This is a genomic window from Acinetobacter sp. WCHA29 (assembly GCF_002165335.1).
GTDB lineage: Bacteria > Pseudomonadota > Gammaproteobacteria > Pseudomonadales > Moraxellaceae > Acinetobacter.
Genome location: NZ_NHRQ01000025.1, coordinates 1 through 14,791 on the forward strand (window position 1 = coordinate 1; position 14,791 = coordinate 14,791).

General features: G+C 36.3%; 15 protein-coding genes, 1 tRNA gene and 1 pseudogene. 7 read left to right on the top strand and 10 right to left on the bottom strand.

Features of this window, described 5'->3' with window-relative positions; translation table 11 throughout:
• Nucleotides 1-124 precede the first annotated feature (124 nt).
• From CDG59_RS15545 to CDG59_RS13020, 4 genes are all read right to left on the bottom strand, one after another.
• Nucleotides 125-385 carry a hypothetical protein gene (locus CDG59_RS15545; RefSeq protein WP_087545676.1) on the bottom strand — a complete coding sequence of 87 codons (261 nt, stop codon included), beginning with the start codon at nt 383-385 and terminating at the stop codon, nt 125-127.
• Nucleotides 386-726: 341 nt separating this feature from the next.
• Nucleotides 727-802 (bottom strand) — tRNA-Arg (locus CDG59_RS13010).
• 119 nt (nt 803-921) lie between these two features.
• Nucleotides 922-1,494, bottom strand: a complete 573-nt coding sequence (locus CDG59_RS13015; RefSeq protein WP_087545678.1) for a hypothetical protein — start codon at nt 1,492-1,494, stop codon at nt 922-924.
• A gap of 140 nt (nt 1,495-1,634) precedes the next feature.
• The gene (locus CDG59_RS13020) at nt 1,635-2,327 is read right to left on the bottom strand and encodes a 3'-5' exonuclease (protein ID WP_005159674.1); all 693 of its coding nucleotides are present in this window, start codon (nt 2,325-2,327) and stop codon (nt 1,635-1,637) included.
• A 266-nt stretch (nt 2,328-2,593) separates the two neighbouring features.
• On the opposite strand from CDG59_RS13020, the gene CDG59_RS13025 reads away from it, so the two are divergent.
• The gene (locus CDG59_RS13025; RefSeq protein WP_087545679.1) at nt 2,594-3,832 is read left to right on the top strand and encodes an alpha/beta hydrolase; all 1,239 of its coding nucleotides are present in this window, start codon (nt 2,594-2,596) and stop codon (nt 3,830-3,832) included.
• Nucleotides 3,833-3,887: 55 nt separating this feature from the next.
• Here CDG59_RS13025 and CDG59_RS13030 read toward each other — a convergent pair whose 3' ends face one another.
• Nucleotides 3,888-4,730 (bottom strand): DUF695 domain-containing protein, encoded by an 843-nt coding sequence (locus tag CDG59_RS13030; RefSeq protein ID WP_087545680.1) that lies wholly within the window; start codon nt 4,728-4,730, stop codon nt 3,888-3,890.
• Nucleotides 4,731-4,892: 162 nt separating this feature from the next.
• On the opposite strand from CDG59_RS13030, the gene glyA reads away from it, so the two are divergent.
• Entirely contained in the window at nt 4,893-6,149 is a 1,257-nt protein-coding gene (gene glyA / locus CDG59_RS13035) for a serine hydroxymethyltransferase (protein ID WP_087545681.1), read from the top strand.
• A 393-nt stretch (nt 6,150-6,542) separates the two neighbouring features.
• Here the strand turns inward: glyA and CDG59_RS13045 are convergent, their stop codons facing one another.
• The 3 genes and pseudogenes from CDG59_RS13045 to CDG59_RS13055 form a co-directional block, all read right to left on the bottom strand.
• Nucleotides 6,543-6,797, bottom strand: coding sequence for a YfhL family 4Fe-4S dicluster ferredoxin (locus CDG59_RS13045; protein ID WP_087545682.1), 255 nt, complete (start codon nt 6,795-6,797; stop codon nt 6,543-6,545).
• 2 nt (nt 6,798-6,799) lie between these two features.
• The gene (gene yegQ, locus CDG59_RS13050) at nt 6,800-8,164 is read right to left on the bottom strand and encodes a tRNA 5-hydroxyuridine modification protein YegQ (RefSeq protein WP_087545684.1); all 1,365 of its coding nucleotides are present in this window, start codon (nt 8,162-8,164) and stop codon (nt 6,800-6,802) included.
• A 250-nt stretch (nt 8,165-8,414) separates the two neighbouring features.
• Nucleotides 8,415-8,686: pseudogene (locus CDG59_RS13055) on the bottom strand (IS5/IS1182 family transposase); the annotation flags it as partial.
• 254 nt (nt 8,687-8,940) lie between these two features.
• Here CDG59_RS13055 and CDG59_RS15320 point away from each other — a divergent pair.
• The 3 genes from CDG59_RS15320 (at nt 8,941) to CDG59_RS13065 (ending at nt 10,459) form a co-directional block, all read left to right on the top strand.
• The gene (locus CDG59_RS15320; protein WP_005159687.1) at nt 8,941-9,102 is read left to right on the top strand and encodes a hypothetical protein; all 162 of its coding nucleotides are present in this window, start codon (nt 8,941-8,943) and stop codon (nt 9,100-9,102) included.
• 158 nt (nt 9,103-9,260) lie between these two features.
• On the top strand, nt 9,261-9,695 hold the full coding sequence (locus tag CDG59_RS13060; protein ID WP_087545685.1) for an I78 family peptidase inhibitor: 435 nt from the start codon (nt 9,261-9,263) through the stop codon (nt 9,693-9,695).
• A 200-nt stretch (nt 9,696-9,895) separates the two neighbouring features.
• Entirely contained in the window at nt 9,896-10,459 is a 564-nt protein-coding gene (locus tag CDG59_RS13065) for an FxsA family protein (protein WP_087545686.1), read from the top strand.
• 43 nt (nt 10,460-10,502) lie between these two features.
• Here CDG59_RS13065 and CDG59_RS13070 read toward each other — a convergent pair whose 3' ends face one another.
• The gene (locus CDG59_RS13070; protein WP_087535894.1) at nt 10,503-10,685 is read right to left on the bottom strand and encodes a hypothetical protein; all 183 of its coding nucleotides are present in this window, start codon (nt 10,683-10,685) and stop codon (nt 10,503-10,505) included.
• Between the two features lie 229 nt (nt 10,686-10,914).
• On the opposite strand from CDG59_RS13070, the gene CDG59_RS13075 reads away from it, so the two are divergent.
• Nucleotides 10,915-11,172, top strand: a complete 258-nt coding sequence (locus tag CDG59_RS13075) for a hypothetical protein (protein ID WP_087535893.1) — start codon at nt 10,915-10,917, stop codon at nt 11,170-11,172.
• Between the two features lie 50 nt (nt 11,173-11,222).
• Here the strand turns inward: CDG59_RS13075 and metK are convergent, their stop codons facing one another.
• Nucleotides 11,223-12,389 (bottom strand): methionine adenosyltransferase, encoded by a 1,167-nt coding sequence (metK, locus tag CDG59_RS13080; protein WP_004661829.1) that lies wholly within the window; start codon nt 12,387-12,389, stop codon nt 11,223-11,225.
• 384 nt (nt 12,390-12,773) lie between these two features.
• Between metK and tkt the strand changes: the two genes are divergently transcribed.
• Nucleotides 12,774-14,762: a transketolase gene (gene tkt, locus CDG59_RS13085; RefSeq protein WP_087545687.1), complete on the top strand. Its 1,989-nt coding sequence runs from the start codon at nt 12,774-12,776 to the stop codon at nt 14,760-14,762.
• Nucleotides 14,763-14,791: the final 29 nt, after the last annotated feature.

Sequence of the window (14,791 nt, forward strand, 5' to 3'; positions counted from 1 at the left end):
TGCTGGCATATACAATTTAGATTGGGTGAAAGATAAACAATTAAATTGATTGAAAAATGATTTATGAAGGAAGTCTAATGTTTAATAAAAATAAAAGATTAACATTAGTGTAATTTTATGGTATTTAAGAGTATCTAATCTGACTATTTTTATTAATTTTTATGACTTTAAAGTAAGTATTTTTATACCATATTATTTTATTTAAATAAGCATTATCTAACTCCTCCCATATCTCAAAATTAAAGAACATAGATGATTCTTCATAAATCCACAACCAATTTGAAACATGCATTTTTTTAGCTGAGTCAAGGAGAGTATCTTTAACTTTGACAAGCTTATGTAAATTCAATTTTTCGTCCTGAAGGATAATTTGATTAATTTTCAAAAAACACCATTAAGAAATAGGATGTGTAAATCTAAGCCTATTTTATTAGATTAGATACGGTTTAAAATTAAAAAATGTAAAGCTATAAAATTTTCAATTTTTATCAATTGGTTAGAGATTTTTTATAAATATTAAGTAACATCAGAATTATCTTAATTTTTTCTACTCATTTCATTTTGTTCTAGAAGAGATCTTATGCTTGGTTTAGTAGAGTATTTTATATTTGGATTGCAATTACCATTTTGGTTTTTCAATCTTCCAAGTGTTTTTACTAATCCCGTTAAATTCCTGTCAGATAGACAAGCTTATTAAAATTATTTTAAATTTAAAAATATATTAAATGGTGCGCTCAGCGGGACTCGAACCCACGCCACAGGCTTCGGAGACCTGTACTCTATCCAGTTGAGCTATGAGCGCATACATCTGTGGCACATCATAGGCAAAAAATACATATAGGTAAATATAAAGACGCAATCAATATGATCTATTGTTTATTAAAACAACGATTTTGAACTTTAATTGCCAAAATATTTCAATTATGTTTGCAAATGCTGTACTGAATAATTAATCAACTTCAATGTTTGATTCAATTGGGCTGGCGGAATTCGTGATTCTTGTAGAAAAGTAATCCATTGCATTTGGCAAGCTTTTAATTGCTGTAGGTTTTTGATTATCTGTATTTTTTGTATTAATGGTCTCGCCATCAAACCACAATAAGTTGTTAAGGTTTGAATCATAACTTGTTGGATTTCAATAAAAGGAAGTTTTTCTAAGGTAATAATTTCTGCTTCAAGATTTTCTGCTGGATTAGATATGTTTTTATTTTGATCTGGTTGAATGTGTGAGATTATCGTAGAAGTATTATTCTCTTCTGATGTGACTTCTTCTTCAATATGTATGGATTCGGGTTGTTGATGTGCTAATAAGCCCATATCAATCAGTTGTTGAACTAATTCCGTAGGTGCTATTCTTTCTTTATATCCATGATCAAGTTCTTGAAAATCTTCATGATCAATCAAAAGCAATAAACGACGCTGCCGTGGAGTTAAAGCACTATCACGTTGTTGCAGGGCATTTTGCCCGAGTTCCGTTTTGAAAAAATTAGACATTTCTTAATCCCCACAAGCCCAAGATCTAGCATGAGGATTAAGATAAGGTTAAAAAATGACAATAATATTAACAATTTATTAAATATCATTGTCTTGATTGAAATGACTGGAAAATAATTTAAAAAATTTTCTAAGAGGGCTTATCTAACTAATTTTGTTTCCAATGCCTTACGTAAATAGAGATCAAGATCGTCTTGGCGTAAAAGCCATTGGATATAATCCGCTGGAAGATCTTGAATCGCAGTACCTTTGTGTTTACCAAAAGTAATATTCTTCGGAATACGAGCTTCTTCTGAAGCTATATAAAGCTGTTCAATATTTTCAATGTTTAATTGATGAATGATATGCATCAAAATATTAGCTGTTAAAATAATGTCAGCATCAGCTCTATGAGCACCTTTGAGCATTTCTCTAGCTTTATCACTCCCCTTGGAGATGAGATAAATTAAGGCAGAAATATTATGTGCTTCCGCATTTTCCCAAACACGACGTGCAAGTGCTAAAGTGCAAATTGGTTTAATTTTTGATGTATCTACGCCGCACTTTGCAATAGCTGTAATATCGTAATCAACGTTATGACCTATAATATATTGGGTTTGTTCAGGCAGTTGAAACTCACTGTAAAAAGGTTGATCAGCTAGGTCTGATTCTAATATGTGATGCACCGCCATCGCAGCATAAGAGATAGGTTGACCAACTTGATACAGCTGATCAAAAATCTTTTTCTTATCTAAGCTCAGCTTTCCATGCTCAATTTCAATTGGCGCGTAAGCAATTTCTATAGGCAAACCATTTAATGTATGTGTTTCCGTATCTAAAATAATGGCTTGCATAAAGTTGAACCTAATTGGGTAGGATAGTCTCTCAGACTTTTTATCTTACAAGAAATTTAGGATGAGCTGTGCTTAATCATGCTTAGATTGATTGGATTTTAAATAAATTAGTAGTGTATTGCGCAAATAAAAAACAAATATAAAAGGATATAAAAAAAATACTTGAAACAATTTTGTAATAGGCGTAATTGTTATGGATGTAGTTGCCTTAGAAAAATAACCTCTAAGGACAAAATCAAAAAAGAAGATAGTTAAGGAAAAACTAAATGAAAATTAAACTATTAACGGTTGCAATGCTGAGCACGACTTTGTTTTTGACAGCTTGTGGTGGCGACGATAATGAATCGGCAGTTTTTGTACCTAAACCTGAGATTCCTGAAAATAATATCAAAGACCCTGTTGTTGGCATGCCAACAGCATATACAAAAAGTGATTTTAGTCTTGTAGCGTCAGAAAGCTCTGTTATGACTTATAAAATGTTAGGTCAAAATGGTCAAGAAACGACGGCAACAAGTTTAGTTTTTGTTCCGAAAGGGACGATGCCAGCGGATGGTTGGAAAATTGTCGCTTGGGCGCATGGAACAACTGGTGTGGCTGATATATGCGCACCGAGTCGTAATGTGACTAATGAATATGTGTATGCAATGATTAGTAAATTTTTGGCAGCAGGTTACATTGTCGTTGCGCCTGATTATGAAGGGCTTGGCGAACCGAGTGGGCGTGAACTTCATCCATTTTTAAATGTAAAAAGTGAGGCATATTCTATTACAGATGCTGTAGTAGCAGCTAGATCATATTTATCTAGTCAAGGAAAAATGACATCACGTCAATGGATGACGGTCGGGCATTCACAAGGTGGACAAGCCGCATTAGGAGCAGCTCAATATGCGAGTCGCGCAAAATTAGACTATAAAGGAACGATTGCTGTAGCACCCGCATCTAATCTTGGTGCAATTTTAACAAATGGAGAGCTATCTGTAAAAGATGCGCCTGTAAACTTTCAAATTCCAGTTTATGCACAACTTGATACTTTTACTGCATTGATTACTGCAGGTCTAAGAAATAATAATTTAACATTCAGTTATTCAAATGTATTTAAATCACCAACTGACTTAATTGCGAGTAAAGCTGAGTCAAACTGCTCAGGTGCGTTAGGCAATGAGTTTGTTAGCGGGATGCAAAATTATTTAAAAACAAATGTTGATTTGAAAAATTACCCACGTACCCAAACAAACTTTATGGCTTTACCTTTGGTGAAAGAGTTTTTAGAAAAAGATTCTCAACCTGCACAAGTTAAGCTTAATCAACCTGTTGTTATTTATCAGGGAGCAAAAGATACAACTGTACCAAAAGAAGCAACGGATGCTTTAGTATTTGATGCAGCTAATAAGGGATCTACTATTCGATATGTAACAAATCCTGAATGGGATCATGGAACGGCATATGTGCTTAATATTGAAAATATTGTGAATGATGTCAAATCAGTAATGCCTGCTAGTAATTAAGAATTTAAGTTTTATAAAAGCCCAATTCTGTGTGTTGAGGATTGGGCTTTTCTGTCTATTTTTTAATGACCACGGTTTCCCAACCGTCATATTCACCATTTAACTGATTCGCTAATTGCGAAAGCTGTAATGTACAGTGATCTATTGATTGCTGATCAACAAATTCAGTTTTAGAAATTTGTAATTGGTATGGAAAACCATCATATTCCTCTATTTTGTTTCTTTGATTTATTTGAAAATCCCACGATAATATTATTTCCACAAATTTATTCAGATCCACTTCATTTTTAAAATATATCCAATGATCTATAGCTCGAGCAACTTCAAGATTATCTCCATGATTTTGAAGATTTTCAATTACAGATCGATTCGAAATGGTTTGCATAATTTCTTTACTTGGATACATATAATTGAAATATGTTGACCAATCTGAATCAAGTTTCTGACCAAACCTATAACTATATTCTGGATAAAACTGCATTACCTCATTAATGATATGTTCTGGATCTGTTCCATCTTCACAATAAAAATATAAATCTCTTAAATGATTATGTGTTAAACGACCAACATACAAGATAGCAAGTTCGCTTGTAAGAGCAGGAATAATGTGATCTTCTATTTGAGCGAGATGTTCAAATTCTTCACTTGAAGATAATCCATCCTCTCTTGAGCAGTTCATCTTTATTTCAACCCAAAGTAGGGTTGATCTATTGGTTATAGGGGCAATTTTAGCCAGAGCTAGATTTAGAAAGTAACTTGCAGGAACTTCATCTATTTGGCACATATAAAAGTTCCAGTCTTCTGGAACTTCAAGACCTAAATCAGGTGAATCATTTTTTTGTAAATCTTCTTGAAAAGTATTGTTTTTTTTATGCCAAAATTTTAAGAAAGAAAACATATTTAGCTCTTGTGAATTTTTATCGATAGCTTAACAGCTAAATTCAGTCAAATTCACGAATAATTAAATAAATATCAAGCTCTGTAACAGTAAACTTCATGCTATAATTCGCACCAATCTTTAGCACGGCTTAAAAGCCCTAATTTATAGGACCCTCCGCTAATGTTTGCCAATATCTCTATTGCTGAATTTGATCCTGAATTAGCTCAAGCGATTGCTTCGGAAGGCGACCGCCAAGAAGCTCACATCGAGTTAATTGCTTCTGAAAACTATTGCTCTAAAGCTGTAATGGAAGCTCAAGGCTCGAAACTTACTAACAAATATGCAGAAGGCTATCCTGGCAAACGCTATTATGGCGGTTGTGAATATGTTGACGTTATTGAGCAACTTGCAATTGACCGTGCGAAAGAGTTGTTTGGAGCAGATTATGCAAACGTACAACCACATGCAGGCTCACAAGCAAACTCAGCAGTTTACTTAGCGCTTCTTAATCCTGGTGATACAGTATTAGGTATGAGCTTGGCTCACGGTGGTCACTTGACTCACGGTGCTAAAGTTAGCTTCTCTGGTAAAACTTATAATGCAGTCCAGTATGGTTTAAACCCAGAAACGGGCGAAATTGATTATGAAGAAGTTGAACGTTTGGCTTTAGAGCACAAACCACGCATGATCGTTGCTGGTTTCTCTGCTTATAGCCGTGTTGTTGATTGGCAGCGTTTCCGTGATATCGCAGACAAAGTAGGTGCTTACCTGTTTGTTGATATGGCGCACGTTGCTGGTCTGGTTGCTGCTGGTGTTTACCCTAACCCAGTTCAAATTGCAGATGTGACCACGACAACAACACACAAAACACTGCGTGGTCCACGTTCTGGTTTAATCCTTGCTAAAGCAAACGAAGAAATCGAGAAAAAACTTCAATCTGCTGTTTTCCCTGGTAATCAGGGTGGTCCTTTAATGCATGCGATTGCAGCGAAAGCAATCTGTTTTAAAGAAGCTATGGCACCTGAATATAAAACTTACCAACAGCAAGTTGTTAAGAATGCTCAAGCAATGGCTGAAGTATTCATTGCTCGTGGTTATGATGTTGTATCTGGTGGTACTGATAACCATTTATTCTTATTATCTTTAATTAAACAAGAAGATGTAACGGGTAAAGATGCTGATGCATGGTTAGGCGCTGCTCATATCACAGTAAATAAAAATGCTGTTCCAAATGACCCACGTTCTCCATTCGTGACTTCTGGTATTCGTATTGGTACGCCAGCTGTAACCACTCGTGGTTTTGGTGAAGATGAAGTTCGTGACCTTGCAGGTTGGATCGCTGACATTATCGACAGTAAAGGTAATGAACAAGTGATTGCTGATGTGAAAGCGAAAGTTGAAGCAGTGTGCGCTAGATTCCCAGTTTACGCTGCGTAATTTGTTTCGCTAAATAAAATTCTAAACACACCTCAAACTTTGGTTTGGGGTGTTTTTTTATGGTGATGATTTATTGGAGCTAGCTAAAAGAATTCAATTTTTCGGCTGAATCTTTTTGTATTGATGTTACTTGAATAATTCTGCATGTGTTCCAGTACGAGTAAAGATAATTTGTGTATCTTGAGGGCGAATTCAAACATGAGGTGCGACAGTTTCAAAAGCCTTATGATAATCAACAAGCTGAGCAAATTTCTCTAATTGTTAAAAACGTAATACTAAAAAGCAAGTTTGGTGCCAGTGTTTTGCCTAAGTCCGTAAATATTGCTTTCTTTTTAGAGATGATAATCGATGATTGATATGCGATTGAGTGATTCACTTATATTGTGTAAGCCTCTAATTACCTAATAAATTTAAGCTATTAAATTTAATTTGCAGTTGATCCTTGCTCTCTATGTGTAAAGGATCAGGTTTAATACAATCAATAGGGCAAACTGCAATACACGTGGGTGATTCGTAGAAGCCGACACATTCAGTGCAACGTTGTGGGTCAATTTCGTAGATTTTTGCACCTTCATAAATCGCTTGATTCGGGCATTCTGGCAAGCACATATCACAGTTGATACATGCTGTGGTAATGAATAGCGCCATATTTAATCTGCCGAATATGCAAGTGCATCAGTTTTTAACTGCGTTTTGGCGTGTGGAAGATGACGGATTAATAAGGCATAAGCAATATCGATATCTGCTGAAAGTGGGATTTCCACAATATGTCCAGAACCTTTTGCATTGTCGATTGGATGACCTTTTAAATCACGCATTTCAGTTAAAGTGAAGACAAGATTACCTTTGGGAGTCATGAGCTCAAGAGTGTCGCCAAGTAAAAACCGATTTTTAACTTCGACTCGAACATAATCTCCGTTGCGTTCAATTACCTCACCACAAAACTGTTGATAGTCGAAATGTGATGAACCATCCTCATAATTTTGGTAATCGCTATGCACATGGCGACGTAAAAATCCTTCTGTATAACCACGATTTGCCAAACCTTCAAGTTGATCCATTAAACTTGAGTCAAATGGTTGACCTGATAGCGCATCATCAATTGCTTTACGATAAATTTGAGCTGTTCGAGCACAGTAAAAATAGGATTTTGTTCGTCCTTCAATTTTAAGTGAAGCAATTCCCATATGAGTCAAACGATCAACATGTTGAATGGCACGTAAGTCTTTCGAGTTCATGAAATAAGTACCATGTTCATCTTCTTCAGCCGCAAACATTTCTTCATCATTACGTTGTACTAAAACACTTTGAACCAGATTATCTTCAACTTTATTGGAACAACATTGTTTGGATGATTCTATCTGCTGAACAGGAATTACGTCACCATTGGCATCTTCTTGTGCTTTATGAATTTTATATTCCCAACGACAAGCATTGGTACATGCGCCTTGATTTGCATCTCGTTTATTCATATAACCTGAGAGTAAACATCGTCCTGAATAGGCCATGCATAGCGCGCCATGTACAAAAACCTCAAGTTCAATTTCTGGTACATTTTTCTGTATTTCTTCAATTTCTTCTAATGCGAGTTCACGAGAAAGAATGACTCGGCTTAAACCATAGTTTTTCCAGAATTTTACAGTTGCCCAATTAATCGCATTGGCTTGTACCGAAAGGTGGATAGGCATGTCAGGGAAATGTTCACGAACCATCATAATTAAGCCTGGATCCGACATAATTAATGCATCAGGTTGCATCGCAATAATTGGCTCGATGTCACGAATAAAATTTTTAAGTTTGCTGTTATGTGGCTGAATATTAGCAACAACATAGAATTTTTTGCCTAATGCATGTGCTTCATCAATTCCGATCTTTAAATTTTCATGATTAAATTCATTATTGCGAACACGGAGACTGTAACGTGGTTGTCCTGCATAAACTGCATCTGCTCCATAAGCAAAAGCATAACGCATATTTTTAAGTGAACCAGCAGGAGAGAGTAATTCAGTAATCATGATGCAAAAGGCATATAAAAAATAAGGAATTATTTTAAAAATATAATTACTCAGATTCAACCAAGCATTTTGCTCGGAATTATAGCTGTTTTTCTCTCATATAAAAAAATAACTCTAGAATTACTGCAACTTTATAATTTATATTGGCTTTGTTGCACAAAGGTTTGAAAGATAATGCTACCCTAATTGAGCTAAATTTAAGTGATAACTTGGATATGGGTTTATCTAATTTTTTGAATTTATTAAAAATTTATACATGTGCATGAATCTAATTCATCTGACTAGGAAAACTCCTTGCTGTGAATTTATCACCTAATAATTTGATGCAATGCATTTTGGTTTCCACTAAACTTCGATGATGATAACCAGACCATTTTTTCGAAAGTGACTTAGCTACCCGTTTGACTGTTTTTAATAATTCATTCCTCTCTCTAAATATCTCAATTTCTTATCTTTCCAAAGCTTTGCATGCTTCCTAGTAGTAATGACTGCATGTGCATCTCGATCTAAAAAGATTTGTCGGCTCGGAATATCAATATGCTTTTGTCGTCTACAGAGGGTGGAGTAATCTGGTGCTGTCCAATTCAAACATTAGTTGTACGGTAGGTTTTAATCACAGGCTTCTTCAACTAGAAATTATATTGCTGAAGAAGCCTTCAAGAATAGCTTTGTGCAACAAAGCCTTCTAACATCAATAAAAATGACGATTAAGATTGAATTTTAAACTATATCTAAATATTCACTCTATGCTAGGCTTAAGAAAAAAGGATAAGCCTATGGATGCCATTGAAATAAAAGATTTCTCAGCTCTGACTGGGTATACAAATGCCATTTTAGCAATCGATGAGTGGCTTGAACACAAACCTTATTTCTATGTGATTAAGGATCAGTATTTGATTGATGAGGCTATTCGTGTTGAATATATCATTATTCAATAATTTTGAATTTAGAGGAGCTTATAAATGACAAAAAACCGATTGTTTATAGACTTATCTATTATGTATTGTTGATCTGAAATTGGGGTTTTTGTTTCAAGTAATAGACATAATTTTTCTAATTTATTTGTTATCTTTAAATTTTTGCAAGATTTCAAATTATGAGAAAAATTCTATTTTTAGCTTTAGCAATTACTTCATTAACAGCGTGTTCTTCAACACCCAGCAAAGATGTTACTCCACCTAAAATTGGTATGGCAAATCCTGCAAGCCAATACTGCGTTGAACAAGGAGGTCAGCTTGAGATTCGCAATGAGGCAAACGGTCAGGCTGGTTATTGTAAATTGCCTAATGGGCAAGTGATTGAGGAATGGGCATTTTTCCGTGCAAATCAAAGTAAATGTGTTGCTGATGAAGCACAAAAACTTGTAGGGCAGACTGGTTTAACCGAACAGCAAATTAAGCAAAAAACCAAGTCTGAAATTGTACGCAGTGTAAGACCAAATCAGCCAGTAACGATGGATTACCGTGAAAATCGAGTGACGGTAACGATTGATCCGCAATCTAAAAAAATTCTTAGTGCAAATTGTGGTTAATTGATGAAATAAGTTCTTGCTTTCAAGTTGGTATCTACCAATTTGAAAGCTTTTCTCATCTAAATGAAAGATAGACCTTGATAAATCTACTTTTGTACCCATCAATTATAATATTGCAGTAATATTTTTCGTTTTGGCTTTGACCAAAAGTATAATCACTGTATTTATTTTCTAATTTTTGAGATAGACGAAACTTTGACATGAATCTACTTCTTATCGTAGTGTTTGGCGCAATTGCTGAGATATTAGTATGGATCGGCGTGGGCGACCTTGTTGGGAGTATGTGGTACGTATTCTTTTGGTTTGTTATAACTTTTTTCGTGGGTCTGAATCTCGTTCGTTCTAGTACATCTAATATTATGCCGCAATTGCAACAAATGCAGATGACAGGTCAACTTGGAGCTGATCCTGCTGTTACTAAGAAATTAGCAATTGCAATGTCGGGTTTCTTGTTAATGATTCCTGGTTTAATTTCTGATGTATTGGCTGTATTGGTTTTAATTCCTGCTGTTCAAACAGCGTTTAGAAATATGTTGATGAAAGCAATGGCAAAGCGTCAACAGGCGATGATGGATCAAATGATGGGGGGAATGGGTGGTAATGCTGCTGGGCAGAATCCATTTGCTGATCTCATGCGTCAAATGCAGGACATGCAGAATCAACAACAACATGGTGGTCAATATCGTGACTCAACCATTATTGATGGCGAAGCGAGAGAAGTTCAACCTGATCAAAAGAAAATTGAATTCAAAGATGTTAATTAGTCGTTGATACGCTTAAAAAGCACATCCTAGTTGATGTGCTTTTTTATGCTTTATTTTTTACACTTTGCTCTTGTTTAGATTCTGTTTTGTCTGGTGTTTGTTGTTCTTTGCTCTGAGGTTGATAGTGGGTAGGAGGGAGATTTGTTATTTCATTTTCAGATTGTTTATATGAACGACTTCGATTAGCTCGTTCACGAAATCCACCTTTATTGATCAATTGAGTCATAGTAATGTCATCTATGATTTGAAAGATATATTTTAACAAATTATGTGAAAGATCAAAATAATACTGAGCGTTAGTTGAATCTAGCTTTGTATATCTTCTTTACAATGTATCGAAGAGAATTGTTAATTTGAATGAATTGCCTTTAAAACTAGATTGAATTCTGATTTTTTTTCTCCTAGGATAAAAGTGTGACGAAAGAAATTGTTGTAAATAGTAAGTGGATGGAGGAATGATGTTATATCAATATCATTGCGCATGTTGTGACAAGGTAGTCGCTTCAACAGATAAGGAATGCCCTTATTGTGGTTCTCAGCATATTAGAAGTCCTTATGGTTTATGGATGTTCTGTGTGGCTGCATGTTTTGTAGTTGTACTTGTAATTAAGATGGTACATGTATATTCATTACATTATGAGGAAGATCAAACAACTCAGACAAGTTCTTTATTTGAAATGTTTAAACAAGATAGTGCTGAATCTAATAAATAATAATAAATAAAAAAGTTCGCAATTTGCGAACTTTTTTATGAGCGATAAACTTATAGTCCCGCAGCATCTTTAAGAACTTCGACTTTATCTGTCTTTTCCCAAGTAAATGCAGAATCTGAACCTTCACGACCAAAGTGACCATAAGCAGCTGTCTGCTTATACATTGGCTGAATTAGGTTCAGCATACGAGTGATACCGTATGGACGTAAATCAAAGTGCTCACGAACCAATTGAATGATTAATTCGTCTGATACTTTACCTGTGTTGAAAGTATTGATTGAAATCGAAGTCGGTTCAGCAACACCAATTGCATAACTGACTTGGATTTCACATTTATCTGCTAAACCAGCTGCAACAATATTTTTTGCAACATAACGACCTGCATAGGCCGCAGAACGGTCAACTTTTGATGGATCTTTACCAGAGAAAGCACCGCCACCATGACGTGCCATACCGCCATAAGTATCTACAATAATCTTACGACCAGTTAGACCACAGTCACCTACAGGGCCACCAATCACAAACATACCTGTTGGATTGATATGGAATTTTGTACCCGCATGGAACATTTCAGCAGGAATAATCGGTTTTACGATTTCTTCAATCACAGCTTCTTTTAAGTTAGCTTGACTAATTTCAGGATCGTGCTGAGTTGAAAGTACCACAGCATCTAGACGCACTGGCATACCATTTTCATAAGCAAATGTTACTTGGCTTTTTGCATCAGGGCGCAACCAAGGTAAAGCACCTGAACGGCGTAATTCTGCTTGACGCTCCATTAAACGATGCGCATAAGAAATTGGGGCAGGCATGAGTACGTCAGTTTCACGACTTGCATAACCGAACATTAAGCCTTGGTCGCCAGCACCTTGATCTTCTGGCTTTTGGCGATCAACACCTTGAGCAATCTCTGGAGATTGTTTACCGATCATATTGATCACGGCACAAGTTGATCCGTCGAAACCTAAATCAGAGTGATGATAGCCAATACCATTTACGGTTTGACGCACAATTGCTTCAAAGTCGACATTTGCTGTCGTTGTAATTTCACCAGCAAGAACAACCGCACCTGTTTTTACTAATGTTTCACAAGCGACACGCGCATACGGGTCTTCTTTTAGGATTGCATCTAAAATAGCATCACTAATTTGGTCAGCCATTTTGTCTGGATGACCTTCGCTTACAGATTCTGAAGTAAAAACAGCATACTCGCGCATGAACGTCCTATCATGGTTATTTTCAAAAAGACAGAGTATGTTACATCGACTTGGCGTATAGGACTAGCATAAGCTGACTAAAAAGCATGAAATTATTTCATTTTCATCATGTTTTTATTGATATGTGTATAAGTAAAACTAATATTAATGCTTTAATTAATAAAGTTTTTCTGAATTGTAAATTTTCATATTTGAATGATTGTATTTTACATGTTGTTTACACGGTGAACATTTACATAAAGAATTGTATTTGAATGATCAAAATATAAGAAATATCGTGTATTGCACTTTACCCCATCTTGTTTTTTTAAGACAATAGTCGCAGTTTTTGAAAGATGATTTCTCATCTTCTCTCATCTTATTGATTTAATCGGATTCTGACTTATGACAACCCCTTTAAATGAACGTCGTATTGCAAATGCAATTCGTGTCTTGGCTATGGATGCTGTGCAACAAGCAAACTCAGGGCATCCTGGTGCTCCAATGGGGATGGCAGATATCGCTGACGTAGTTTGGCGCGAATTTTTAAATCATAACCCAACAAACCCACAATGGGCGAACCGTGACCGTTTTGTATTGTCTAATGGTCATGGCTCAATGTTGCAATATGCATTATTGCATTTGACTGGTTATGATTTGTCTATTGAAGATTTAAAGCAATTCCGCCAATTACACTCTAAAACTCCTGGTCATCCTGAATATGGATATGCACCTGGTATTGAAACAACAACTGGCCCATTAGGTCAGGGTATTGCGAATGCAGTAGGTTTTGCTTTAGCTGAAAAAACGTTAGCTGCTCAGTTCAACAAAGACGGTTTAGATGTTGTTGATCACTTCACGTACTGTTTCCTAGGTGATGGCTGCTTGATGGAAGGTATTTCGCACGAAGTATGTTCACTTGCAGGTACTTTGGGTCTTGGTAAGTTGATTGCTTACTACGATGACAACGGGATTTCAATCGATGGTGAAGTGGAAGGTTGGTTTAGTGATGATACTGAGCAACGTTTCAAAGCTTATGGCTGGCAAGTGCTTCGTGTAGACGGGCATGACGCTGATGCGATTCGTCAAGCAACTGTTGAAGCGAAAGCTGAAAGCAATAAACCAACGATCATTATCTGTAAAACGATTATTGGTTTAGGTTCTCCGAATAAACAAGGTAAAGAAGACTGCCACGGCGCGCCACTTGGTAAAGATGAAATCGCTTTAACACGTGAAGCATTAGGTTGGAAAGAAGAAGCGTTTGTTATTCCGGAAGATGTATATGCAGCTTGGGATGCAAAAGCTAAGGGTCAAACTTCTGAAGCCGCTTGGAATGAATTGTTTGCACAATACCAAGCAAAATATCCAACTGAAGCAGCTGAATTGTTACGTCGTATCAACGGTGACTTACCTGCAGAATTTGCTGCACAAGCAGATGCATTCATTGCTGAAACAAATGCAAAAGCTGAAACAATTGCAACTCGTAAAGCCAGCCAAAATACGTTACAAGCGTTTGGTCCATTACTGCCTGAATTATTAGGTGGTTCGGCTGACTTGGCTGGTTCTAACTTAACACTTTGGAAAGGTTGCCAAGGCGTACAAGACAATCCTGCGGGTAACTACGTTTATTACGGCGTTCGTGAATTCGGTATGACCGCAATTGCAAACGGTGTAGCTTTACACGGTGGTTTTGTTCCTTACGTTGCAACATTCTTAATGTTTATGGAATATGCGCGCAATGCGGTACGTATGTCTGCATTAATGAAGCAACGCGTAATTCATGTATATACACATGATTCAATCGGTTTAGGTGAAGATGGTCCAACACATCAGCCAATTGAGCAAATTGCATCATTACGTGGTACGCCGAATTTAAATACATGGCGTCCATGTGATACGGTTGAAGCGGCTGTTTCTTGGAAATCCGCTCTTCAGCGCAAAGAAGGTCCAACAGCATTAATTTTCTCTCGTCAAAACTTGCCATTCCAAGCACGTAATGAAGCTCAAATTCAAAACGTTGCAAAAGGTGGTTATGTACTTGCTGAAGAAAAAGGCGAGTTGAAAGCAATCATCATCGCAACAGGTTCAGAAGTTTCATTGGCGATGGAAGCATATGCACAGCTTGAAGGTGTGCGTGTTGTGTCTATGCCATGTGCTGAAGAGTTTATGAAGCAAGATGCTGCTTACCGTGAAGCTGTATTACCTGCAAATATCCGTGCACGTGTAGCGGTTGAAGCGGCTCATGTGGATTACTGGTGGAAGTTTGTTGGTTTAGACGGCAAAGTGATCGGTATGACTACTTATGGTGAATCTGCTCCAGCAAAAGACTTGTTCCAATTCTTCGGTATCACTACTGAAGCAGTTGTAACTGCGGTTAAAGAATTGACTGCTTAATCAAATTAAGTGGTATAAAAAAGCGTCCT

What these genes read in the sequence shown, in the direction of transcription:
- CDG59_RS13015 (WP_087545678.1), bottom strand. Translation starts at nt 1,494, where the DNA reads ATGTCTAATTTTTTCAAAACGGAACTCGGGCAAAATGCCCTGCAACAA.
- CDG59_RS13020 (WP_005159674.1), bottom strand. Translation starts at nt 2,327, where the DNA reads ATGCAAGCCATTATTTTAGATACGGAAACACATACATTAAATGGTTTG.
- CDG59_RS13025 (WP_087545679.1), top strand. Translation starts at nt 2,594, where the DNA reads ATGAAAATTAAACTATTAACGGTTGCAATGCTGAGCACGACTTTGTTT.
- CDG59_RS13030 (WP_087545680.1), bottom strand. Translation starts at nt 4,730, where the DNA reads ATGTTTTCTTTCTTAAAATTTTGGCATAAAAAAAACAATACTTTTCAA.
- glyA (WP_087545681.1), top strand. Translation starts at nt 4,893, where the DNA reads ATGTTTGCCAATATCTCTATTGCTGAATTTGATCCTGAATTAGCTCAA.
- CDG59_RS13045 (WP_087545682.1), bottom strand. Translation starts at nt 6,797, where the DNA reads ATGGCGCTATTCATTACCACAGCATGTATCAACTGTGATATGTGCTTG.
- yegQ (WP_087545684.1), bottom strand. Translation starts at nt 8,164, where the DNA reads ATGATTACTGAATTACTCTCTCCTGCTGGTTCACTTAAAAATATGCGT.
- CDG59_RS15320 (WP_005159687.1), top strand. Translation starts at nt 8,941, where the DNA reads ATGGATGCCATTGAAATAAAAGATTTCTCAGCTCTGACTGGGTATACA.
- CDG59_RS13060 (WP_087545685.1), top strand. Translation starts at nt 9,261, where the DNA reads ATGAGAAAAATTCTATTTTTAGCTTTAGCAATTACTTCATTAACAGCG.
- CDG59_RS13065 (WP_087545686.1), top strand. Translation starts at nt 9,896, where the DNA reads ATGAATCTACTTCTTATCGTAGTGTTTGGCGCAATTGCTGAGATATTA.
- CDG59_RS13070 (WP_087535894.1), bottom strand. Translation starts at nt 10,685, where the DNA reads ATGACTCAATTGATCAATAAAGGTGGATTTCGTGAACGAGCTAATCGA.
- CDG59_RS13075 (WP_087535893.1), top strand. Translation starts at nt 10,915, where the DNA reads ATGATGTTATATCAATATCATTGCGCATGTTGTGACAAGGTAGTCGCT.
- metK (WP_004661829.1), bottom strand. Translation starts at nt 12,389, where the DNA reads ATGCGCGAGTATGCTGTTTTTACTTCAGAATCTGTAAGCGAAGGTCAT.
- tkt (WP_087545687.1), top strand. Translation starts at nt 12,774, where the DNA reads ATGACAACCCCTTTAAATGAACGTCGTATTGCAAATGCAATTCGTGTC.